Raw genomic sequence first — 21,958 nt, forward strand, 5'->3', positions numbered from 1 at the left:
TTGCCGCCGGGTTCCCGACGCCCATCCGGACAAACCCCGCGGTCCGCCGCGCGGACGATCAGGGCTACCCGGCCAACCGGCGTACGTCGTCGTACAGCTCCAGATAGCGCTCGGCCATCACCCGAGGGGTGAAGCGGCGTACGGCCTCCTGGCGGCACTCGTTGCCCTCGATCCGGTTCGCGGTGTGCACCAACTCGGGTAACTCGTCCGCTGCCCCGGCCAACAGGCCGGTCCGCCCGTGCTCGATCAGCTCGGGCAGGCAGCCCCGGGCGGTCGCCACCACGGGCGTACCCAACGCCAGGGACTCCACCACCGCCGTGCCACCCGGCTCCTCCCAGCACAGCGGGAAGAGACTGGCGCGAGCGCTGGCGACCAACTCGTCGCGGTCCCGTCCGGCGACCGTACCGACCCAGCGCACCCGTACCCCGTCGACCAGCGGGGCCACCTGCTCGTACCAGTAACGCACGTCCGGGTTGTGTCGGGCGGCGTCACCGGCGGCGCTCAGTTCCGTCGGCCGGTGGTACGGCCCGACGGGCCCGGCCAGCACCAGCCGGAAGCCGGCTCGGTGGGCGAGCTGGGCACCGACGTGTTGCCCCTTGCCGGGCGTGATCCGGCCGAGGATCACCACATGGTCCCCCGGCTCGACCGGGGACTTCCGCTCCGTCGTCGCCAGCGGCGTGGCCAGGTGTACGTGTCCGACCGAGTGCGCCCGCAGCGCCTGCGGGGCCCGGGCCAGCTGCGCCGCCGAGACGCCGTTGACCCGTACCCGGTTCGCGCCGTCGACGTACCCGTAGAGGTCCGGGTGTTTGCCGAGGTCCCAGTGCAGGGTGTGCAGCACCGGGGGTGCGTCGCGACCCATGGCGGTCAGGGTGGCCAGCCCGACCGCCTCGACGTGATCATGGACAAGGTCGATGTCGTCGCGTTCACGCAGGGCCCGGACCACCCCGTTCAGGTGCGCCTGAGCCACCCCACACACCTGGTTGTAGGGCCGTTGCAGCGCGGCGAACTGGCCGTCGGCGAAGACCGACAGTCGATCGTCGACCGGTAGGGTGCTGCTGGCAACCGAGGCGAGGACCACCCGTACCCCCAGCCGTCGAAGTTCGGGCACCAGGGTGGCGACCACGTTCTCGATGCCGCCGTAGCCCGGTGGCGGTACCGAGAGCCACGGCCCGGCGTTCATCAGGACCGTCAGCACCATCAGCTCCGCCTCCGTCCCGGATGCCCAGCGGCCGTCGGCACGGTGCCCCTGTTCACGTCGGCCCTCCGGGGTCTGTCGTCACACCGACACCCGGCCGAGTCCGGAGAGCCGGTCCCGCAATTCGATCAGCGGGGGCCGTTCCTGCACGGACACGTCGCTGACCACGATCTCGCGGTCGAGGCTGGGCACGGCTGTCGCGGCACCCCGCCGGAACTGGGTCAGTACGCCGGCCGGCGTCCCGGTGGCGGTGACCCGACCCTGCCGTTGCAGCCGGGACCACGCGGTCAGCATGATCTGCGCGGACATCCGCCCCAACGCGTCGGTGCTCTGGTGCCGGTGCAGACGCTCGCCAAGATCGACCTGGGCGAGCGCATCCAGGCCGACCAACTCCAGTAGATCGATGAGCATGGCGATCTCGACGCCGTAGTCGGAGACGAACGGGATCCGTTCCAGGGCGGTACGTCGACCGGCGTACTCCCCGGCCAGCGGCTGTACGAAGCCGGCCAGCTCCGGCCAGAACAGGTTCAGCAGCGGACGGGCGGCCAGTTCGGTGACCCGGCCCCCGCCGTCCGGGTCGATGTCGGCGCGGTCACCATCCCGGCCACCACGATGCGCGTCACGGCCGGGCGAGTCAGGGTCGACCGAGTCACGGCCGGGCGAGTCAGGGCGGCTTTCGGTACCGATTAGGGGTCGGTGGTAGAAGCCTTTGACGAAGGCGACCGACGGGTCGAGCAGCAGCGGGCCGAGCAGCCCGGTCACAAAGTGCGGCCGGAACTCCCGCAGGTCGGCGTCGACGAACGCGATCACGTCACCGGTGCTGCCTGCCAGGCCGGCCCAGAGCGCGCCGCCCTTGCCGTCGAGTCGGGGGAGGTTCCGGCTGATCTCGTCCTGCCCGACCACCTCCGCGCCGGCTGCCGCCGCCTTGGCAGCGGTCCGGTCCGTGGAGTGCGAGTCGACCACGATCAGCTCGTCGACCAGCGGGACGCGTTCTACCAGGTACCGACGGATCGTCGTGACGATCGGGCCGACCGTGTTCTCCTCGTCGTGCGCCGGAATGACCACGCTGACCCGGGTGTCGCCTTTCGCCGCCATGAGCTGGTCAGCCGTCCACTCTCCGGCCGAGGCGGTGCGATAGGCCGTCCAGGCTTCGACGACGGGTGACACGGTCGCTCGCGAGTGCCGCACGGGCATACCCCCAGATGATCCGACTAGCGCGGGTTCCCTTGTCGGGAGAGCGCTAACCGCGCTCCGTCGAACATCCTGATCTCGCCGACGAACCCGCGCGGTCCGGGGTCGGACACGGGTCCGATCGAGCACACCGGTTTGAGCCCGGCGAGGCCGGGCAGGCGGAATCACGGCCGAGCGCCGGCCGGGGGCGAGACCGGGCAGGCGGAATAACGGTCGGGCAGCCGCCGGAGGCGAGGCCGGACCGCCGGGGCGACGCGGTGGGAGAGAGGAGACGGGATGCGCGGATGCCGGATCGGGCTGGTGGGTGCCGGCAACGTCGCGGACCGGCACGCCCGGGTGCTCACCGGCTTCGACGACGTCACGCTGGTCGGGGTGACCGACGTGGCCCCGGACGCCGCGCTGCGGTTGGCGCAGCGCTACGACGTACCGGTATTCGGCGATCTCGACGCGTTGCTCGACGCGGCACCGGATGCTGTCTATATCTGTGTACCGCCGTTCGCGCACGGCGCGGCGGAGGAGGCGGTGCTCGCCGCCGACCTTCCGCTCTTCGTGGAGAAGCCGATCGCTGCGGACCTGGCGACCGCCACCCGGCTCGCGACGCTGGTCGCCGGGCGAGGCGTGCTCACCGCAGTCGGGCATCACTGGCGCTACCTGTCGGTGGTGGAGCAGGCGCTGCGGATCCTGGCCGATCGGCCGGTACGGATGATCGGCGGTGCCTGGCTGGACAAGGTGCCCCCGGTGCCCTGGTGGGCCCAAGCCGAACGATCCGGTGGCCCGGTTGTCGAACAGGCCGCCCACGTCCTGGACCTGACCCGGTTGCTGGCTGGTGAGGTGGTGGCGGTGACCGCGTACGGGGACGGGGCACCCCCCTGCGACGACGCCGACATCGACGGGGTCACCGTGGCGGCCCTGCGCTTCGCCAGCGGGGCGGTGGGCACCGTGACCTCGGCCTGCGTACTCGACTGGAAGCACCGGGCCGGTGTCGAGGTGTTGGCCGACGGCCTCGCGCTGCGGATCACCGAGGACGAGCTGGTGGTCCGGGACGGTGATCGGGAGCAGCGGTATCCGGGTGACCCGGCGGCGGCCCGGGTGGCCGTGGACCGGGCCTTCGTCGACGCGGTCCGGGGCGTTGGCGCGGACATCCGGATGCCGTACCCGGAGGCCTTTCGCACACACCGCTTGGCCTGCGCCGTGGCCGAGTCGGCGGCGACCGGCCGATCTGTCCGGCTCGACCCGATGGAAGTCGCCCCTCGCGCCTCATCGAGCACGCCTGTCTCGTCGAGCACACCGTCGGTAACAGCCAGGTCGACCGAGGATGCCCATGCCTGACCGGGTGGTGGTGGTCGACGGGCCGGGACGGGTGACGATCCGAGCCGAGGAGCCGACACCGTTGCGAGACGGGACGTTTCGGGTACGGACCCGGTACAGCGGGATCTCCACCGGCACCGAACTCAGCTACGTCAAGGGCACCAATCCCTACCTCTCGGCGGCCTGGCACCCCGATCTCGGACTGTTCCGCCCCGGCGCCCCGTCGGCCCCCTATCCGGTCACCCGGCTCGGCTACATGGAGGTCGCCCAGGTGGTGGAGAGTCGTACCCCGGTCGTGGCCGAGGGCAGCGTCGTGGCGATGAGCTACGGCCACCGGACGGGATATCTGGCCGATCCGCTCACCGATCGGTTCGTCCCACTGCCGGCGGACCTGGACCCGTTGCTCGGGATCTACGTCGCCCACATGGGGCCGATCTGCGCCAACGGGCTGCTCTACGCCGCCGCCGACCTGTACGGCACCGATGTGCGCGACCTCGGCGCCGGGGTCCGGGGCCGGCGGGTGGCGGTGACCGGGGCCGGCGTCGTCGCGTTGCTGACCGCACTCCTCGCTCGCCAGCACGGTGCCGCCTCGGTGGTCGTGCTCGATCCGACACCGCAGCGGCGGGCGGTCGCCGCCGCACTCGGTGTGGAGACCCTCGACCCCACCGCGGGGGACCCGGCGGAGGTGCTCAAGCTCCGCTGGCCGCACGGTCCGGGTGACCGAGGTGCGGATGTGGTCTTCCAATGTCGGGGGCAGCCCTCGGCGTTGCAGCTGTCGCTGCGGCTGCTCCGCCCGCACGGGACCGTGATCGACCTGGCCTTCTACCAGTCCGGTGCCGACGAGGTACGGCTCGGCGAGGAGTTCCACCACAATGCTCTGGCCCTCCGCTGCGCCCAGATCGGTCGGGTGCCCCGGGGCCTGGCTCCCACCTGGGACCGGGAACGCCTCTCCGCCGAGACGATCACGTTCCTGCGGGCGTACGGCGACCTGATCCGGACCCACCTGGTGTCGGCCGTGGTGCCCTTCGACGACGCGCCGACCCTGTTGACCGAGCTGGCCACCGGGCACCGGAACGAGGTACAGGCCGTTCTCGCCAGCGAGCCCTGAGCCGTACCGGACACTCGTTGTCGGGACCGCCCGAAGCCCTCGTCGGGTAGCTCGACATCTCCGGCCAGCCGGGCCACCCGGATCCGCGTCCGGTCGCGTACCGTTGCCCGTCATGGGTGTGTCGCAACGGTTGAAGAGCAGGTTCCGGCGTTTCCTCCAGCGTCCGGGCAGCACCGTCGATCTGGCGCCGCTGGAGAAGCGGCTACCAGCCATTGAGGCGCGCGAGGAGGAGTTGGCGGCGCTGGACGACGCCGAGTTGACCGAGGCGGCCGGCCAGGCCGACGACTACGTGGAGATCTGCGCGATCGGGCGGGAGGCCGCCCGCCGTGGTCTGGACCAGCGGCCGTACGACGTGCAACTGCTCGGCGCGATGGCGCTGCTCTCCGGCAAGGTCGCCGAGATGGCCACCGGTGAGGGCAAGACCCTGACCGCCGCGATCGCCGCGTACGGACACGTCCGGCGGGGCAATGGCCCGGTGCACGTGTTGACGGTCAACGACTACCTGGCCCGCCGCGACGCCCAGTGGATGGAGCCGGTATACAAGCTGCTCGGCCTCACCGTGGGGTGGGTGACCGAGGCGTCCAGCACCGAGGAGCGGCGCTCAGCGTACGCGAAGGACGTCACGTATGTCGCGGTCAGCGAGGCGGGTTTCGACTTCCTACGCGACCAACTCGTCACCGACCTCGCCGACCGGGTCCAGCCGGAGCTGACCACCGCCATCGTCGACGAGGCGGATTCGATCCTGATCGACGAGGCTCGGGTGCCGATGGTGCTGGCCGGGGCCGTGGCGGGTGAACAGGATCCCGTGCACACCGCCGCCGCCCTGGTCCGGGGCCTGCGGGCGGGCCGGCACTACGAGGTCGCCGAGGACGGCCGATCGGTCGCCTTCACCTCGGCCGGGCTGTCCGCGATCGAGGCCAAGCTCGACGGGATCGACCTGTACGCCGACGAGAACATCGAGCAGCTCTCCGCGGTCAACGTGGCGCTGCACGCACATGCGTTGCTGCATCGCGACGTGGACTACATCGTCCGGGACGGCTCGGTGGAGTTGATCGACGAGATGCGCGGCCGGGTGGCCCAGCGTCGACGCTGGCCGGATGGGCTCCAGGCCGCCGTCGAGGCCAAGGAGGGGCTCTCCGCCACCGCCGAAGGCGAGATCCTGGGCACCATCGCGGTGCAGGCGTTCATCGCGCTCTACAAGACGTTGTGCGGGATGACCGCCACCGCGGTGCTCGTCGGCGACCAGCTGCGGGAGTTCTTCTCCCTGGAGGTGGCGGTCATCCCGTCGAACACGCCTTGCGTCCGGCAGGACGAGCCGGACCGGATCTACGCGACCCGGGCCGAGAAGGAAGAGGCGCTGATCGACGAGATCAAGCGCTGCCACGAGGCGGGGCGCCCGGTGCTGGTCGGCACCCTGGACGTCAAGGAGTCCGAGGGACTGGCGGCCGGCCTGAACGCCGCCGGGGTGCCGTGTGTGGTGCTCAACGCCAAGAACGACGACGAGGAGGCGGCGATCATCGCCGAGGCCGGCGCCTACGGCACGGTCACCGTCTCCACCCAGATGGCCGGCCGAGGAGTGGACATCCGGCTCGGCGGTAGCGACCAGTCCGACCGGGAACGGGTCGCCGAGTTGGGCGGGCTCTACGTGATCGGCAGTGGCCGGCACGACAGCCGTCGGGTCGACGACCAGATCCGGGGCCGGGCCGGGCGGCAGGGCGACCCGGGCGGCTCGGTCTTCTTCGTCAGCCTGGAGGACGACCTGGTCGTGCGGCACGCAGGAGACGCGATCCCGTCCTCGCCCCGGATGAACGCCGACGGACTGGTCACCGACGAGCAGGTGGACTTCGCCGTCGAGCACGCCCAGCGGGTCGCCGAAGGCGTCAACCACGAGATCCACCGCAACACCTGGCGGTACAACGTGGTGATCGAGCAGCAGCGTAAGGCGCTTGCCGAACGCCGCGAACGACTGCTCACCTCCGAGGTGGCGGCGATCATGCTGATCGAGCGGTTCCCGGAGCGCACCGAGGAGATGGACGAGGACATCCTGTCCCGGGCGGCCCGGTCGATCGCGCTCTACCACCTCGACCGGCTCTGGGCCGAACACCTGGCCGAGCTCTCCGAGGTCCGAGAAGGTGTGCACCTGCGGGCGCTGGGCCGGCTCGACCCGCTGGACGAGTTCCACCGGGCCGCCGTGCCGGCGTTCAACGCCCTGATCCCGGAGATCGAGGCGCGGACCGTGGCCACCTTCGAGGAGACCGAGTTCGACGAGGACTGGCAGCCCGACGAGGCGAAGCTGGTCCGACCGAGCGCCACCTGGACCTACCTGGTGCATGACAACCCGTTCGGCTCGGAGCTGGACCGCCTGATCGCCTCCGTCGGTCGTCGGCTCAGCTCCAGCTCGCGCTGAGGTCGGGAAGGGCCCTTTCCATCGGTTCAATCCTGGGAAGGGGCCCTTTCCCAACGCCGGTTTGACGGTGGCCCGGTCTGGGTAAGAGGCCGGGTCCGAAAGTCGCGGGGGAGAAGCGAGCATGACACAGGCGATCGCACGAGCTGGGCGTACCGCGTCGCACGCGGTGATGGCGAGGATTCCGCAGCGGTGAGCCTCCAGACGCGGGAAACCGATGTCGAGACCCTGAATGTCCTGGAAACAGCCGCGCTGCTGCGCGAGCTGACCGCCGGTCTCATCAACAGCAACGACTTCGACGATGCCTTGGCCCAGCTGGTCCGAACCAGCCGTGACGCGATACCGGGTGTCACCTGGTGTGGGGTGACCGTACTGCGGGCCGGGGAGCCGGCATCGGTCGCCGCCTCCGACCCGCTGCTGACCGACCTCGACGATCTCCAGTACGGCGCGGACGGACCGGCGATGACCGCCATCCGTCGCCGCGAGCTGATTCTGTCGGGGGACCTGCGTACGGAGACCCGCTGGCCGTTGTGGACCCGGCGGGCGCTGGCGCTCGGTGTGCACGGAGTGCTGTCCGCGCCAGTGGACATCGATGATCATGTCATCGGGTCGATCAGCCTGTATGCCCAGGAACCGAACAGACTGATCGAGTCTCGGCAGCTCACCGCGATGCTGCTCGCCGAACACGCCGGGCTGCTGCTCGCCGCCGTGCGGGACCGGGCCCGACAGGCCGCCCTCGTCGGCGAGTTGGACGGGACGCTGCTCGACGGTGAACTGATCGGCCAGGCGATCGGTGTGATCATGACGCAACGCGGCTGCCCGGCACCGGAGGCGTTGCAGGTGCTCCGTACTGCGTCAGCGGCGTTGTCGATTCCCCTGCGGGACGTCGCCGAGCGGCTGGTCGCCTCGGTGTCGAGACCGCGCGGCAACTGACCGCACACGCCCTGACCAGCACACAAGGGTGACTACTGTCGTTTTGCTGCTTCTCCGTTCGGGTACCGACCTGGACAATGGTCGATGCGCGAACTGGGGAGGTCGCTGTCATGGAGAGCCGGTTGCGAGTCCAAGGCCACCCGATCCAGCCGATGCTGGTGACGGTTCCGTTCGGATTGTTCGTCTGCGCCACGGTGTTCGACCTGACCGACCTGCTCGGCGGGCCCGGCATCCTCGGGGAGGTCGGTTACTGGACGGTGGTGGCTGCCCTGGTCTCGGCGGCGCTGGCGGTGGCGGCGGGCATGGTCGACCTCTGGGACGTTCCAGCCGATCGGACCCGCCGTACGGTGGTCATGTTCAACCTGGCCAACGCGGTGATGGCGGTGCTGTTCGTCTTCGTGTGTCTGGCCCGCGCCGGTGGGCCGGACCGGGGGGCGAGCGGCGGGCTTCTGGCGGTCGAGCTACTTGGCCTGGCCATCGGCGCGGTCGGGGTGCGGCTGGGCGCGGTGCTGGTCCAGCGGTTCGATCGGCACCCGGGCGAGGCGCCGACCTTCGACGCCCTCGGGTCGGCGGCCGGGGTCGGGGTCGAAGGTCCCGCTCATCCCACGCGAAGCTGACCCCGTACGACGTGCCATTCGGGCAGCCCGTGCCACTCGGGCCAAGTGTCGGACGTGGCACCGGCTAGCCGGATGGTCAAGGATGCGCCTCGGCCCGATGCGCGGCGAGTACGTCGTCACCGAAGTCGCTGTACGGCCGGCGGAGCACGGTGTGCGCGTGGTTGCCGTCGTCGCTGGTGTTGTCGTACTCGATCAACAGATCGTCGCCCTGCACCCGGTAGTAGTGGCGCTGGCCCGGCCGGGTCGGCCCCTCCCAGGCGAAGTGCAGGCCACCTCGGGCGATTCGGGTCGCTTCCCGGGCGGCCAGCTCCTCGGGTAACCGGTCCAGGTAGAGCCCTACGAGCTGGTCGAACAGTGATCGGGCGGTCGGTCCGAGATGTGCGGCGGAGATCCCAGCAGGCTCGATTCCGGTGGTGAACCGGGGCCTGGTGGCGCTGCGGATGTCACCGGGAGCCTGGTCGGCCACGATCGCGGCGGCCCGTCCGGCCGGCCCGAGCGCGTCCAGCAGTGCTCGGGCCAGATCCTCTTCCGGGGCCAGCGGCCGGGTCACCGTACGGCCGGCGTAGCTCACCCGGGCCGGGTTGGCCCCGAGGAAGATCGGTGCGGGGGAGACCTGGTCGCCGACGATCGTCATGGTCACGGACAGGTGATGTCCCTCGAACCGCCAGGACCAACGCTCGTCCCGCCGAGGATCGCCGAAGACCGCCACCCAGAAGTCGGCACTGTGTCGGCCCCGGCGCCAGCCCTCCGCTCGGTCGAGCACCTCCTCCAGCGCGATGATCGTCATCGCCTGGGCGTATGCGTGTGGGCTCAGCGCGGTGGCCAGCAGCCGGTGGGCGGCCTTGCGAGCGGCCCGGTCCAGGTCGGCGATGCAGGCACCGGGACGGGGCCGGGGACGGTACTCGATCCACCGGCGGGCCTCGTCGTCGGGAAACGGTCGCGCGGCGAGTGTCCGTACCGGATCGTCCAGGGCGTCCAGCAGGGTGCTCGCGGCCCGCCGCATGTGCCCGGCAAGAGAGGAGTCGTCCACGTCGCATGTATACCGGGCGGAGCTACGACAGGGGCCAGCGGCCTGTCCGTTGTGCGATGTCGATCCTGGTCACGCCCCCGTACGGGGGACCGGTCCTACGGAGCAGGTCGCCGGAGGGGGTGGGGTCAGCCTGGCTCCAGACCGGATCCAGCGCCGCCCGCCCCGCTCGCGCCGTCGTAGACGAAGACGACCAGCGGCTGGCCGTCGTGCTGCTCGTGCCGGGAGGTGCGCAGATAGCGCTGGATCAGTCCGTCGATCTCCAGCTGCACGATCGCGGCATCCTCGGCGGTGAAGAGCGTGCCGTCCCGGGGACCGCCGAGCAGCAGTGCGTCGGGTGCCTTCGACGTCGTCATGGCTGGCCGGCTACCCGTCCTGCCCGGGCCCAAACGGTGGCCGGGCCAGTTCGCCGCCGAAGAGGTGAACGCCCTCGCGGCCGGTCCACCCGGTCCTCGGGGTCAGCCGGGCCTCGGCTTCTTTCAGTATCGGGGCTTCAGCAGGGGCTGCTGCGTCAGGAGGCTTTCTGGTCCAGTAACTCCAGCATCTCGGGCAGGTCGAAGAAGGTGGCGGTCTCGATGGCCGACGGGCTGCCGTGTGTCGGGTCGGCGCCGGCTTCGAGTAGCGCCGCGACACTCTCCGTCGAGCGTCGGAACGTGGCCGCCGCGAGGGCGGTCTGCCCCCGGTCGTTGACCCGGGAGTGGTCCGCACCGCGACTGATCAGGGCGCTGACCGTCTCGGGATGCGCGTGGTAGGCGGCCAGGATCAGCAGCGTGTCTCCCTTGTCGTTGGTCATGTTGACCGGCAGGCCAGCATCCACATAGCCAGCCAGTTCGTCGGTCTGGCCCGCGCGTGCCAGGTCGAACATCCGGTGTGCGAATGCCAGCGTCTCCTCGTCCCACTCCTCGACCATGTGACGAGCCTAGTGGCTGTGCCGGCGGCCAGCACGGTGGTCGACGCGGCCTCGCGGCGCGGCAGTGGCCGTGGTCTTGCCCCCCGGGCACACCGCCGGTCTCCAGCCGCTGGTCGTACGCCAACCCGGCGGCGCGGTCCGGGAGTCCATCCGAGACTGAAGCCGACCGGAGCTGTCCGGGCCGGGGATCAGACCGGTTGGAGCGGGCGATGTGGCTGCGGTGCGAGTTCGACGTGGATCGGATCGCCCGGCCGGACCTCGCCCTCGCGCAGCACCACCGCCATCACACCCGCCTTACGAATCACGTTGCCGTCGTCGTCCCGGCCCAGCACCGCCGCCATCAACCCGTCCTGGAGCCCGTTGATCTGGGCGCACGGGTTGCGCAGCCCGGTCACCTCGATCACCGCCGTACCGCCCAGTTGTAGCCGGGTACCGGTGGGCAGGCCGAGCAGGTCGACCCCGCGTGTGGTGATGTTCTCCCCCAGGGCGCCGGGGGAGACCGTGAACCCAGCCGCCCGCAGCTCGTCGTGCAGTTCACCGTGGATCAGGTGTACCTGGCGGAGGTTGGGCTGCTGGGGATCCCGGGCCACCCGTGAGCGGTGCTTGACGGTCCGACCCAGGTGGGCGTCCCCCTCGACCCCGAGCCCGGCCAGCAGCCGGATGCTGGCCTGGTGGGGCTTGCTGAAGGTGTGGGTCGCGCTTCGGCTTACCGCAGCCACCACCGGTTCCACCAGAACACTCCTCTCGCCGGCCACCGTTGCCAGAGCCAAGGTAGACCGGTCCGGGGTTCAGACGTAGTCCGGACTCATCGCGGCCGTGAGCCGCAGGTGTGCCGCCGCCTGTGTCGCCCGCCCCTGACGCTGGAGGGTACGTCCGAGCAGGTGCCGGACGTAGGCGTCGCCCGGCGACCGGTCGACCAGGATCCGCAGGAGCTGCTCGGCCCGGCCGAGCTGTGCCGAGGCGAAGTAGGCGCGGGCGGCGAGCAGTCGGACGTTCGGGTCGTCGCCGTGGTCGGCCAGCAGCGGGGCCAGCAGGGTGAGGGCACCGAGCGGGTCGCGGCGGTCCAGGAGCGCTTCGGCGTGCCGTAGGCGGCGCACCTCCGTCGGCAGCGTGGATTCCGCGTGTCCAGCGGCGAGGAACTCGCGGATGGCCTCCGGTGCCTGCGCACCGGCCAGCCGCCGGTCACCGACGACGAACGTCGGCGAGGTGACCCCCATTGCCCGACCGTGCAGAAGTTGGTCGCGGAGTAGCTCTTCGCCCGCCGATCCGGCCAGCAGCCGTACCCCGGCGGAAAAGCCGGCGTCGACGGCGATCTGGTCGAGGACCGTACGGTCGCTGATGTCGCGGGCCTCGATGAAGTGGGCACGCAGCAGCCGCTCTGCCACGGCGTCCTGCACCGCCGCCCCGGCTTCGGCGTAGGCGAGGGTGAGCAGTCGGTGCGCGTGGTGGCTGTTGGCCCGCCACGCGGCACCCCAGCGGGGGCCGAGCCCGACGGCGGCGGCCACCTGGGAGACCCGGACCTGGTTCTCGGCGGGGGAGAGCCCTGGCGCGCACTGCCGCAACGCCGCGTCGACGATCGGATCCCGAAGTATCTCGTCCATCGGCTCGGCCTGGTCGGGGGCGGTGGGGTCGATCCGGTACGGCCGCCAGACGACCTCGACGGCGTCGTCGCCGTCCCAGCTCTCCAGGGCCTTTTCGAGGCGACGCTTGCCGATGTACGCCCAGCCGCAGACCACGTCCGCCCAGATTTCGATTCGCATGCCGCCGACACTACACAACACATGTTGGATAAACGACGGGTGTTGTACAGTTCGCCCGTGAATCCTGATGACCCCCGAGCCCGTCGTACCCGGTCCCGGCTTCGCGCCGCGGTGCTGGAGCTGGCGGCCGACCATGACCTGACCGCCGTCACGATGGCCGAGGTCGCCCGGCGTGCCTCGGTCAACCGGGCCACCATCTACGCGCACTACCGTGATCAGGACGAGCTGTTGACCGATGCCATGGAGGAGGCGGTCGCCGAGGTCGCGCGCGCGGCGGGCCTATGTCCGCTGGATGCGCCAGACACCCGGACGCCGCAGCCGCTGGTCGACCTGTTCGCGCACGTGGGCCGGAACGCGACGCTCTACCGCCGGATGCTGGGTGCGCAGGGCAGTGCCCGGTTCGCCACCCGGCTGCGCGACCGGCTGGCCGAGGAACTCGGGAGCCGGTTCCGGGCCGGCGCGCGACCCCCCGGTCTCGACGCCGTGCCGGTCGAGGTGCACGCCAACTATCTCGCCGGTGCCCTGGTGGCGGTCGTCGCACACTGGGTGGCCGAGCCAACTCGCTCCTCGGTCGAGGAGATCGCGTTGGCGACCTGGCGGCTGCTCTGTCGCTGACCGTGCCGCCGAGTGCTCGGGGGCGGGCCTGACGGTCAGGCGAGAGTGGGTTCGATCCGCGAGCGGATGTCGAATCAGTCGGGCTGTCTCGACATCCGAGATTGCCTACCAAGTCGATAGGATTTATCGGCTAAGCTGGTCGCGGCGGGTTCAGGCAGGCAGATCAGCGAGGTAGATGATGGTTACTCTCCAGTCAGGTGCGCCAGACCTGCTCGCGGTCGCCCGTCAGCACGCGACGGATGCGGGCCGCTGGCCCCCGGTCCGGTTCGGTCCCGTGGACCGGTGGTACGCGCAGATCGGAACCACCGACGAGTACGAGGTCTGGTTGCTGACCTGGCTGCCCGGCCAGGGGACCGACCTGCACGACCATGGCGGCTCCGCCGGAGCGTTCGTGGTGGCCGCCGGGACGCTCACCGAGGAGATCGTCGCCGGTGGTCGACTACGCCCAGCCGAACTGTCCACCGGCGACGGGCGACGGTTCGGTCCCCGGCATGTGCACCGGGTGCGCAACCGGACTGGACGACCCGCGATCAGTGTCCATGTCTACCGGCCCGCGCTGGTACGGATGACCAGCTATCGCCTGCTCGACGGGGAACTCCGGGTCGCCGAGGTCGCCGAGGCCGGGGTCGCCTGGTGAACTGTCACCGGCCGTACTCCGAGCCGTCGGCGACCGAAATCGAGAAACCGAGAAACGGGAAGGACGAGATGGTCATGCCAGGCGACACTCCCACTGCGGGGCAGGGCTGTCCGGGCGGGCAGCCGCCGGCCGGCGCGCGCAGCATCGACGAGATCCTCGCCGCCGCCCGGGCCCGGCTGCGACGGCTCGAACCCGAAGCCGGTCACCTGGCCCGCCGAGGCGGTGCCCTCCTGGTGGATATCCGACCAGCCGCCCAACGGGCGGCCAGCGGCTCGATCCCCGGTGCGCTGGTGGTGGAACGTAACGTCCTTGAGTGGCGATTCGACCCCCGTTGTGCCGCCCGGCTGCCCATCGCCGATCGCTACGACCTGCCGGTTGTCGTCTTCTGCCAGGAGGGCTACACCTCCTCCCTGGCCGCGGCGGCCCTACAGGACCTCGGGCTGTACCTGGCCACCGACATCGTCGGCGGATTCGTTGCTTGGCGGGCGGCCGGCCTGCCGACGTTCGGCCCGGCCGACGTCTACGCACAACAATCCGTCCCACCACCGGCGGCCGTGCGGCAATCGATCCCCTGACCCTCGCCGCGCGGCACCCTGCGCGGAGGGCTACCACCCCATCCACAAGGAGGCCTCCATGTCGGTCAGCGCCATCTCCTCGCATCGGCCCCCCTCGGCGAGGTCCGCCCGGACGACGCGGAACCGTCGTCGTCACGACGAACCGAGCACACCGACGGTTCTGACCGTCAGCTTCGATGTCCTGCTGGCCGGTGACGCCTCCGACCGGCCCGCCGCCCGACTGCTCGACCTGCTCCAGGAACTGGTCGACCGAGGGGAGGGAAAGGTCACCGTGTCGACTGACGCCAGATCCGGGACGGCGGCAGTCGGGCCGACCATGACACTCCCGCTGGCGGACGCCGGCACCGATCGTGATGCCATTCAGATCCTCGCCGCCTCACGGCTGGTGCTGCGGAGCGGGCGGGCGGTGCCACTCACCCGATTGGAGTTCGACCTGCTGCTCTTCCTGACCAAGCATCCACGGCGGGTCTTCACCCGGCTCCAGTTACTCAACAACGTCTGGGGATACGACCACGCGGTGGCTCGCACGGTCGACGTACACGTACGTCGGCTGCGCGCCAAGATGGGGGAGGACAGGCCGCTCGTCACCACGGTCTACGGCGTCGGCTACCGCCTCGCCGACGACCTCCGGATCAGCATCGATCCGGAGGGCTGACCCGGCAGGTTTCAGGGGCCTCGCCGGCCCGGTCCGAGCGGCCGACGGGTGGATCAGCCACTGCGCGGGGCGTACATGATCACCGCGACGCCGACCAGGCAGATGCCGGCGCCGATGAGGTCCCAGCGGTCGGGGCGGAACCTGTCGACGAGCACCCCCCACAGCAGCGAGCCGGCGACGAAGACACCCCCGTAGGCCGCCAGGATACGGCCGAAGTTCGGATCGGGTTGGAAGGTCGCCACGAAACCGTAGGCCCCCAGGGCGATGACACCGGCCGCGATCCACCACAACCCCCGGTGCTCGCGCCAGCCCTGCCAGATCAACCACGCGCCGCCGATCTCGGCGAGCGCGGCGAGGGCGAACAACAGCAGGGAACGGGCGACGGTCACGCTCCGGACCGTACCGGAGGCGGGGTGCCGGGCGGTCACCACCGGGCACCATGGTACGGGTGAAGATCCGTCCCATCTCGCCGGAACTGTTGCTGACGGAGCTGGCCGACCGACTCACCGCCGAACGGGCGGGCCCGTGGCTCCGGGTGGCGGTGGACGGTGCTCTCGCCGCGGCCCCCGACCACCTCGCCGACGCTCTCGTCGACCCCCTGCGGGTCCGGGGCCGCCCGGCGCTACGGATCCGGGCCTCCGACTTCCTGCGCCCCGCCTCGCTGCGCCTGGAACACGGCCGTACCAACCCGGACTCGTTCTATACCGGCTGGCTGGACGAAGCCGGGCTCCGACGAGAGGTGTTCCGGCCGACCGCACCCGGGGGCAGCGGCCGCGTTCTGCCCTCGCTGTGGAATGCGGAGATCGACCGGGCCAGCCGGGCCGACTACGTGGACCTGCCGCCCGGGACGGTCGTGCTCGTCAGCGGTCCGCTCCTGCTCGGCGGTGGCCTACCCTTCGACCTGACCATCCATCTTGTCCTGTCCGATGGTGCGCTCGTCCGGCGGACCCCGAAGGACCAGATGTGGACCCTGCCGGCCTATCGCCGCTACGTCGAAGAGGTCGTCCCGGCGGACCTTGCCGACGTGGTGGTCCGGATGGACGATCCACGACACCCCGCCCTGGTGGAGACACTCGTGGCCGACGGCGACCTCAGCGACGGCCGAGAGAGCATTCGGTGACGCGGCGAGCGGCCCACCAGCGGCGACGGTTTTCCGAGTTTGGCCGCTACCGCCCGTGGGTACTCGCCCGGGTCACAGCGGACCTTTGGCCGGACGGTCCGGTTCGGCGACCGGTTCCACGTTCTCATGGAAGGCAGGAAGCGCATGCTCGCCAACGACGTGATCAGCACGGGGCGTTCCCAGGCGGAGACCGCCCAGATCCGCCTCTCCCTGCAGATGCGCTACGACGAGCTGACCGTCGAGTACGACCAGGCCGTGGCCCAGAGCCAGGTGCTGCGGCTGGTCGAGGTGGGGGACACGGCCGGCGACGACCAGGCCGACAGTGGCACCAAGACGGCGGAGCGGGACACCGCCCAGTCGCTGCTGCGTACCATCCTCGATCGACGTGCGCAGTTCGAGCACGCGCTGGCTCGGCTCGCCGACGGGAGCTACGGCTGGTGTGAGGGGTGCACCAAGCCGATCCCGGTCGAACGACTGGAGATCTTCCCGTCGGCCACCTCGTGCGTGACCTGCCAGCAGACCCGCGAGCGTCGGGCCGCGTGACGGGCGGTCCAGCCGGCGTGGGATAGGGCGAATGGGCGAGATCGCTGTCGGGACCGCCTCGTGGACCGACCGGACGCTGATCGAGTCGGGTTGGTATCCGCCGGGGGTGGACACGGCAGAGAAACGACTCGCCCACTACGCCCGACAGTTCCCACTCGTCGAGGTCGACGCGACCTATTACTCCCCGCCGGCCGAGCGCACCGCCCGGTTGTGGGCAGAGCGGACCCCACCGCACTTCACCTTCAACATCAAGGCGTTCAGCCTGCTGACCGGCCACCCGACCCGGGTGGCCGCGCTCTATCGCGATCTGCGACCCACGACCGACAAGCGCAACGTCTACCCGAAGGACCTGACCCCCCAGGCGTACGAGGAGGTGTGGACGCGCTTCCTGTCGGCACTGGATCCGCTGGTGACTACGGGGAAACTCGGGGCGGTGCTGTTCCAGTTTCCGCCTTGGTTCACCCTCCGCCGGGACAACAAGCAGTATCTTCTCGAGGTCCAGCAGCGTTGCCGGCCCTTGCGAGTGGCCATCGAGTTCCGGCATGCCTCCTGGTTCGCCGACGACAACGGCACCGAGACGCTGGACTTCCTCCGCCAGCACGACCTGCCATACGTCTGCGTGGACATGCCGCAGGGGCACCGGTCGTCCGTGCCTCCGGTGCTGGCCGCCACCGCCGACCTGGCGGTCGTCCGGTTCCACGGCCACAGCGACCGATGGACCAGTAGGGACATCCAGGAGAAGTTCGGCTATCGGTACTCGGATCGCGAGTTGGCGCAGTGGGCGCCGAGGCTACGGGAACTGGCGAACGAGAGCGGGCAGACGCAGGTGCTGTTCAACAACTGCGCCGGGGACAACGCCCAGCGCAACGCCGCCACCCTCACCGGCCTGCTGGCGGATCCGGCAGGCAATCCGGTCGGCTGATTCACCCTTCCCGGGTGAGGACACCTCACCCGGGCTCCGGTGAACATCACAGTTGGGTCGTCAAACACGGCCACGGTCAACAGCGACACCGGGACGGGGGTAATCCGAGATGCCATTTCGGGACGTACGAGGGTGGCGCGGGCGGAGTGCCGTGCTGGCCGGCCGGCTGCGGAGATCCGGCCCGGGCAGGACGTGTGTGGTGGGGGCCAGCGCGGTCAGCCCGGCGCAGGTCCCGCCACGACGGGGCAGCGAAGGACCGCCACCTCGGGACGATTGGCGGGTCGAGCCGTCCGGATGGGGGTGGAACCATGTCTAGCATGTCGTCGTCCATCTACGAGACGTCGGTGGACAAGACCAATCTGATCCTCAAGGACATCGAGCAGGCGTACGGGTGGCCGAAGGAACGCCGCACCCAGTCGTACGCGGCGCTGCGGACCGTCCTGCACCTGCTCCGGGACCGGCTACCGGTGCAGGAGAGCGTCGAGTTCGCCGCCCAGTTGCCGGTGTTGGTGCGAGGCATCTACTTCGAGGGCTGGGATCCGAGTGTGGTGCCGATCAAGCTGAACCGGGAGGAGTTCCTCTTCGAGGTACGGCAGGGGTTCCCCTTCGACGTGGATGGGGGAGTGGAGAACCTGGTGCGTACCGTGCTGAATGCTCTCCGCCGGCACATCACCGAGGGGGAGTGGGACGACATCCGGGCGAACGTACCCAAGGATCTCATCACGATCATCCCGTAACCCCTGCCACTCCGGACTGGCCGGCCGACGTACGGACATCGGCTCCCGACCGGCGGGGAGGGTCGTCCGGACCGTCGGACCGCTCTCTCCCGCCGGTCGGTCGACTGTGACCACCTGATCCGGGGCTGTTCAGGGTTGTTCCCTCAGGGGGGTCTCCTCCTCCAGGTGGAGCCCGGATGAGCCTGGACCGGCCAGAGGTGTAGGGCCATTTCAGCCGCTGGCAGGTCGTGGCGGTCGGTGCCGGCGCCTATCGTCGAGATGTGGGGGAGAGCGGAGACGAGTTTCGCATCGAGGTCCACGTCAGCGATCAGATGATCGTCGTCCGGGTGGCGGGGGAGATCGACATCGCCAACGTGGACGAGTTCCGGTCCGTACTCTGGATGCTGCCTGTCCATCCGGCGACGTTGCGGGTGGATCTGTCACGGGTGACGCTGCTCTCCGCAGCGGGGGTACGGGCACTCGTGGGGGTGCATCTGCGGCGGAGGGCCCGGGCCGGTCAACTGGTGTTGTGCAACCCGAACTCGACCGTACGCCGGGTCCTGCGCGCCACCCGCGTCAACCGGGTGATCCCTATCATTGGCGGCAACGCCGCCTCACTCGACTCGACGGTACGACGGCCCTGGCCAGCGGCCGTGCCGGTTCCGCCCAGTCCGAGGACGGCGGCCGAAAGGTGGTGGGAACCGGCCTGTGTCGGCCGACCCGCTTCGTGACTTTCCGAGCCCACCGATCCTTCGGCCGCCGGTCATCCCAAGGCCCGGTGGGGCCAGCTCGACCGTTCGTGTTCCGGGAGCACCCGCGCCGCCGCAGCGGTGTGACCGCGACACAGGTGCTCCGCGTACCGGTCTGGCTAACGCACGCCCAGCAGGTCGACGACGAACACGAGGGTCTCGCCCGGCTTGATCAGGTTGCCGGCACCGTGGTTGCCGTAGCCCAGATGCGGGGGAATGATCAGCTTGCGTCGCCCGCCAACCTTCATTCCGGCCACACCGCGATCCCAGCCTTCGATCACCTGTCCGCCCCCCAGCCCGAAGCTGAACGGCTGGCCACGGCCCCAGGACGAGTCAAACTCCCGACCTGTGGAGAAGGACACCCCGACGTAGTGCACCGTGACGAGTTGCCCGGCTTCCGCCGCAGCGCCATCCCCGACCACGATGTCCTCGACGACGAGGTCGGCCGGCGGCGGTCCCTCGACCAATTCGATTGTGGGCTTTTCCATACCTTGGTCCTCATTACGCAGTGATGTGGGCAATGACTGCCTCGGCCATCCTGCCGTATCCGCGCCCGCCACCCCACGGCAGGGATCAACCTCGAGGCTCCGGAACGTCGGGCACCGCACGGGCCTCCAGCCAACCCAGCGCGGTTCCGGTGGTCAGCGTGGCTGGCTCAACCGCCAGTACTGGCGGTTCTCCTCGTCTCGGACGACCACGCCCAGTTGGGCCAGCTCGGTGCGGAGTTCCACCACGTCCTGGTTCTCTCCTTTACGCAGGGCACGCTCCCGGGCCTTCAACAGAGCGTCGGCGCCGGTCGGCAACTCCGGCAGCCCGGGTACCCAGCGGCGGTACTCGTGCCGGTAGGGGTCGCCCTCGGCGAGCCAGGGGTAACCATGGGCACGGAACGCTTCCGTGAGACGGGTGGCGTCCAGATCGCTCTTCTCCCGGGCCAGCTCGTCCGTCGACCGGCCGAGCAGGACGAGTTGCTTGCCGTCGAGGAAGACCCCGGCGACCGCGCTCCGGTCGATTTCCCGGATCCCTCCGTCCCCCCGTCTCAGGGACACCCGGTCGTTGGCGACGGTGACGGTGAGGCTCTCCTGCGCGCCGAGGAAGGCCAGGACCAGGCCGGCGAGTCCGCCGAGGACGGGTGCCCCGATCGTGGCGTACGGCTCGGGAGCGGAGGCGACGAGTTCGAACGGCCCTTGAAACGGTGCCCACGGCAACGAAGCGACCCATCCCGCCCCGGCCTTGAGTAGCCATCCCAGACCGGCACCGAGCACCGGAAAACCGCCCCACATCAGCAGGCGGTCCCAGCCGGGGGCGCCCACCACCGTCCCGCCGTCGTTCCCCACCATCAGCGGACCTCCCGTCGTGCTGGCCGGATCGGGCCGATGCCCGAGAGTGTCCACGCCATCCCGAAGACCATCCCAGGTCGGTCGTGAGGATGGACTACCGCTCCCGTTGGGCATGATCATGCTGCCAGCATGCTCGGTCGGGGCTGCCGGCGCGACGGCCGGAGGTGCGTGTCGTTGCGACCAAGGTCGACCATCGGATGTCGACTTAAGTCGACCGTACTGACCGGTCGGAACGGGATGAACAGCGATCGCCGGGGCGCGTCGGTGAAGGTTTGTTGCACTAGCCTGTATCGATGCGAAGAAGATCTACATTGACGGCCCTGACGGTCATCGCCGTCACCGCGGTCACCGTCGCGGTTCCTACCGCCGCTTCGGCGGCGCCTGCGACGCTTGACCCCGCCACCTTCACCCTCGACCAGGACTTCGGCCTGTACGACACCGCCCTGGCCAAGCTCGATACCGCACTCGCCGGAAAGAAACGCAGCGTCTCCCAGGTGATGGCCGCGGCGAACCGGACCCGGTCTGCCCTGTGCAACCAGGCTGCCTGGCAGCCGCTGAAGGACCGTTCGGGTGCCGACACCATCGGCTTCTGTTGGCAGGCCGGCGACGACGACTCCCCGGAGTGGTACCCGCAGGGGCTCACCACCACCCGGGAGGCGGCGGCGGACGGCCACTTCGACGGCCACCAACTCGTCGCCTCGGCCTGGTACCACAAGGGCGTCGGGGTGACCTCTCCGGACGGCCGCTGCTTCCGCGACCCGGAGGTTCCGCTGTCGTCCCGACTGCCGATCAAGGGTGTCCGGATCTCCCTGACCGACTGGGACGCCGACTTCGCCAACACCTACCGCCACCTGCTGCTGGTCGAGCCGTACGTCGACAGCGCCGGCCAGGCCACCTACCGGCCCCTGCTGACCGGCGGCGGCGAATCCCTACACGCCGGCGGTATCGCCTGGTACGGCCAGTACCTCTACGTCATGGACACCAGCGGCGGCCTGCGGGTCTTCGACTTCGCCCGGATCTACTCGGTGGCGACCGACTCGGCAACGGCGGTCGGCCGGCAGGCCAACGGCACCTACCAGGCCTTCAACTACGCGTACGTCATGCCGCAGGTGGGACGGGTCGGCTCGAAGACCGGTGGGCTGCGCTTCTCCTTCGGCAGTGTCGACCGGGGTCCCGCCTCGGCCGAGAAGGCCCTGGTCGTCGCGGAGTACGCCGCCGATGCGGCGACCGCGGCCAGCAAGTCCCGACTGGTGCGGTTCCCCTTCGGGGCCGACTCGCGGTTGCGCACCGGCGCGGACGGCCGCACGGTCACCGCGGTGGCGGCGTACAACACCGGCTACCCGCAGATGCAGGGGGTGGCCGCGTACGACGGGCGCTACTGGTTCGCCAGCAGCAACGGCTGTCGGGGCGGCACGATCGCGAGCCACTACGGCACCCTGCGGCACTGGAACAGCAAGACCGGCCGGACCGCCGCCTACCCCTGGGCGTTCGGCCCGGAGGATCTCTCCTACTGGCACGACCCGACCACCGGCGTCGCCGACTACCTCTGGACGCAGACCGAATACCTGGGCAACCGGGTCGTGGTGGCCGTGCCGCAGGCCGACTGGGACTGACCGTGATCCCACGCCGGGACCGG

The 21,958-nt window shown here is 70.2% G+C and carries 25 protein-coding genes; 15 read left to right on the forward strand and 10 right to left on the reverse strand.

Going from position 1 to position 21,958, the window contains the following annotated elements; genetic code table 11:
- Positions 1-64 precede the first annotated feature (64 nt).
- Both FHR38_RS29370 and FHR38_RS29375 read right to left on the reverse strand, forming a co-directional pair.
- Positions 65-1,198, reverse strand: coding sequence for a glycosyltransferase (locus tag FHR38_RS29370; protein WP_184538294.1), 1,134 nt, complete (start codon positions 1,196-1,198; stop codon positions 65-67).
- A gap of 78 nt (positions 1,199-1,276) precedes the next feature.
- Entirely contained in the window at positions 1,277-2,290 is a 1,014-nt protein-coding gene (locus FHR38_RS29375) for a glucosyl-3-phosphoglycerate synthase (protein WP_184540410.1), read from the reverse strand.
- A gap of 372 nt (positions 2,291-2,662) precedes the next feature.
- On the opposite strand from FHR38_RS29375, the gene FHR38_RS29380 reads away from it, so the two are divergent.
- The 5 genes from FHR38_RS29380 (at position 2,663) to FHR38_RS29400 (ending at position 8,756) form a co-directional block, all read left to right on the forward strand.
- Entirely contained in the window at positions 2,663-3,715 is a 1,053-nt protein-coding gene (locus FHR38_RS29380; RefSeq protein WP_184538296.1) for a Gfo/Idh/MocA family protein, read from the forward strand.
- Positions 3,708-4,802, forward strand: a complete 1,095-nt coding sequence (locus FHR38_RS29385) for a zinc-dependent alcohol dehydrogenase (protein ID WP_184538298.1) — start codon at positions 3,708-3,710, stop codon at positions 4,800-4,802. The genes FHR38_RS29380 and FHR38_RS29385 overlap by 8 nt, the downstream gene beginning before the upstream one ends.
- A 112-nt stretch (positions 4,803-4,914) precedes the next feature.
- The gene (secA2, locus tag FHR38_RS29390) at positions 4,915-7,209 is read left to right on the forward strand and encodes an accessory Sec system translocase SecA2 (protein ID WP_184538301.1); all 2,295 of its coding nucleotides are present in this window, start codon (positions 4,915-4,917) and stop codon (positions 7,207-7,209) included.
- 189 nt (positions 7,210-7,398) lie between these two features.
- The gene (locus tag FHR38_RS29395; RefSeq protein WP_184538303.1) at positions 7,399-8,139 is read left to right on the forward strand and encodes a GAF and ANTAR domain-containing protein; all 741 of its coding nucleotides are present in this window, start codon (positions 7,399-7,401) and stop codon (positions 8,137-8,139) included.
- Between the two features lie 110 nt (positions 8,140-8,249).
- Positions 8,250-8,756: a DUF2231 domain-containing protein gene (locus FHR38_RS29400; protein ID WP_184538305.1), complete on the forward strand. Its 507-nt coding sequence runs from the start codon at positions 8,250-8,252 to the stop codon at positions 8,754-8,756.
- Between the two features lie 76 nt (positions 8,757-8,832).
- Here the strand turns inward: FHR38_RS29400 and FHR38_RS29405 are convergent, their stop codons facing one another.
- The 5 genes from FHR38_RS29405 to FHR38_RS32640 all read right to left on the reverse strand — a co-directional run bounded on the left by FHR38_RS29405 (position 8,833) and on the right by FHR38_RS32640 (position 12,453).
- Entirely contained in the window at positions 8,833-9,759 is a 927-nt protein-coding gene (locus tag FHR38_RS29405; RefSeq protein ID WP_184540412.1) for a DUF3500 domain-containing protein, read from the reverse strand.
- Between the two features lie 152 nt (positions 9,760-9,911).
- Entirely contained in the window at positions 9,912-10,139 is a 228-nt protein-coding gene (locus tag FHR38_RS29410; protein WP_184538307.1) for a hypothetical protein, read from the reverse strand.
- A gap of 155 nt (positions 10,140-10,294) precedes the next feature.
- Positions 10,295-10,693, reverse strand: a complete 399-nt coding sequence (locus tag FHR38_RS29415) for an ankyrin repeat domain-containing protein (protein WP_184538309.1) — start codon at positions 10,691-10,693, stop codon at positions 10,295-10,297.
- Positions 10,694-10,881: 188 nt separating this feature from the next.
- Entirely contained in the window at positions 10,882-11,424 is a 543-nt protein-coding gene (locus FHR38_RS29420; protein WP_184538311.1) for an MOSC domain-containing protein, read from the reverse strand.
- A gap of 57 nt (positions 11,425-11,481) precedes the next feature.
- A complete protein-coding gene (locus FHR38_RS32640) occupies positions 11,482-12,453 on the reverse strand; it encodes a DsbA family oxidoreductase (RefSeq protein WP_184538313.1) in 972 nt (323 codons plus the stop codon).
- A gap of 57 nt (positions 12,454-12,510) precedes the next feature.
- On the opposite strand from FHR38_RS32640, the gene FHR38_RS29430 reads away from it, so the two are divergent.
- The 4 genes from FHR38_RS29430 (at position 12,511) to FHR38_RS29445 (ending at position 14,935) form a co-directional block, all read left to right on the forward strand.
- Positions 12,511-13,068, forward strand: a complete 558-nt coding sequence (locus FHR38_RS29430; protein WP_184538316.1) for a TetR/AcrR family transcriptional regulator — start codon at positions 12,511-12,513, stop codon at positions 13,066-13,068.
- A 178-nt stretch (positions 13,069-13,246) separates the two neighbouring features.
- Complete coding sequence (locus FHR38_RS29435) at positions 13,247-13,705, forward strand: cysteine dioxygenase (protein ID WP_221449240.1); 459 nt, start codon at positions 13,247-13,249, stop codon at positions 13,703-13,705.
- 74 nt (positions 13,706-13,779) lie between these two features.
- On the forward strand, positions 13,780-14,280 hold the full coding sequence (locus tag FHR38_RS29440; protein WP_184538320.1) for a rhodanese-like domain-containing protein: 501 nt from the start codon (positions 13,780-13,782) through the stop codon (positions 14,278-14,280).
- 58 nt (positions 14,281-14,338) lie between these two features.
- Positions 14,339-14,935: a winged helix-turn-helix domain-containing protein gene (locus FHR38_RS29445; protein ID WP_184538322.1), complete on the forward strand. Its 597-nt coding sequence runs from the start codon at positions 14,339-14,341 to the stop codon at positions 14,933-14,935.
- Between the two features lie 53 nt (positions 14,936-14,988).
- On the opposite strand, the gene FHR38_RS29450 is transcribed toward FHR38_RS29445, so the two are convergent.
- Positions 14,989-15,324: a YnfA family protein gene (locus tag FHR38_RS29450; RefSeq protein ID WP_184540414.1), complete on the reverse strand. Its 336-nt coding sequence runs from the start codon at positions 15,322-15,324 to the stop codon at positions 14,989-14,991.
- A gap of 59 nt (positions 15,325-15,383) precedes the next feature.
- Here FHR38_RS29450 and FHR38_RS29455 point away from each other — a divergent pair, with 59 nt between their 5' ends.
- The 5 genes from FHR38_RS29455 (at position 15,384) to FHR38_RS29475 (ending at position 18,967) form a co-directional block, all read left to right on the forward strand.
- Positions 15,384-16,055, forward strand: coding sequence for a nucleoside/nucleotide kinase family protein (locus FHR38_RS29455; protein WP_184538324.1), 672 nt, complete (start codon positions 15,384-15,386; stop codon positions 16,053-16,055).
- Between the two features lie 144 nt (positions 16,056-16,199).
- On the forward strand, positions 16,200-16,598 hold the full coding sequence (locus tag FHR38_RS29460) for a TraR/DksA family transcriptional regulator (RefSeq protein ID WP_184538326.1): 399 nt from the start codon (positions 16,200-16,202) through the stop codon (positions 16,596-16,598).
- A 31-nt stretch (positions 16,599-16,629) separates the two neighbouring features.
- Entirely contained in the window at positions 16,630-17,520 is an 891-nt protein-coding gene (locus tag FHR38_RS29465) for a DUF72 domain-containing protein (protein WP_184538329.1), read from the forward strand.
- A 308-nt stretch (positions 17,521-17,828) separates the two neighbouring features.
- Positions 17,829-18,257: a DUF2267 domain-containing protein gene (locus FHR38_RS29470; protein WP_184538331.1), complete on the forward strand. Its 429-nt coding sequence runs from the start codon at positions 17,829-17,831 to the stop codon at positions 18,255-18,257.
- A gap of 260 nt (positions 18,258-18,517) precedes the next feature.
- On the forward strand, positions 18,518-18,967 hold the full coding sequence (locus FHR38_RS29475; RefSeq protein ID WP_184538333.1) for an STAS domain-containing protein: 450 nt from the start codon (positions 18,518-18,520) through the stop codon (positions 18,965-18,967).
- 137 nt (positions 18,968-19,104) lie between these two features.
- Here the strand turns inward: FHR38_RS29475 and FHR38_RS29480 are convergent, their stop codons facing one another.
- Positions 19,105-19,473, reverse strand: coding sequence for an FKBP-type peptidyl-prolyl cis-trans isomerase (locus FHR38_RS29480; RefSeq protein ID WP_184538335.1), 369 nt, complete (start codon positions 19,471-19,473; stop codon positions 19,105-19,107).
- 153 nt (positions 19,474-19,626) lie between these two features.
- Entirely contained in the window at positions 19,627-20,322 is a 696-nt protein-coding gene (locus FHR38_RS29485; protein WP_184538338.1) for a YqeB family protein, read from the reverse strand.
- A gap of 293 nt (positions 20,323-20,615) precedes the next feature.
- Here FHR38_RS29485 and FHR38_RS29490 point away from each other — a divergent pair, with 293 nt between their 5' ends.
- Positions 20,616-21,935, forward strand: a complete 1,320-nt coding sequence (locus FHR38_RS29490) for a hypothetical protein (RefSeq protein ID WP_184538341.1) — start codon at positions 20,616-20,618, stop codon at positions 21,933-21,935.
- The last annotated feature ends 23 nt before the right edge of the window (positions 21,936-21,958 follow it).

It is taken from the genome of Micromonospora polyrhachis, from assembly GCF_014203835.1.
Taxonomy (GTDB): Bacteria; Actinomycetota; Actinomycetes; order Mycobacteriales; family Micromonosporaceae; genus Micromonospora_H; species Micromonospora_H polyrhachis.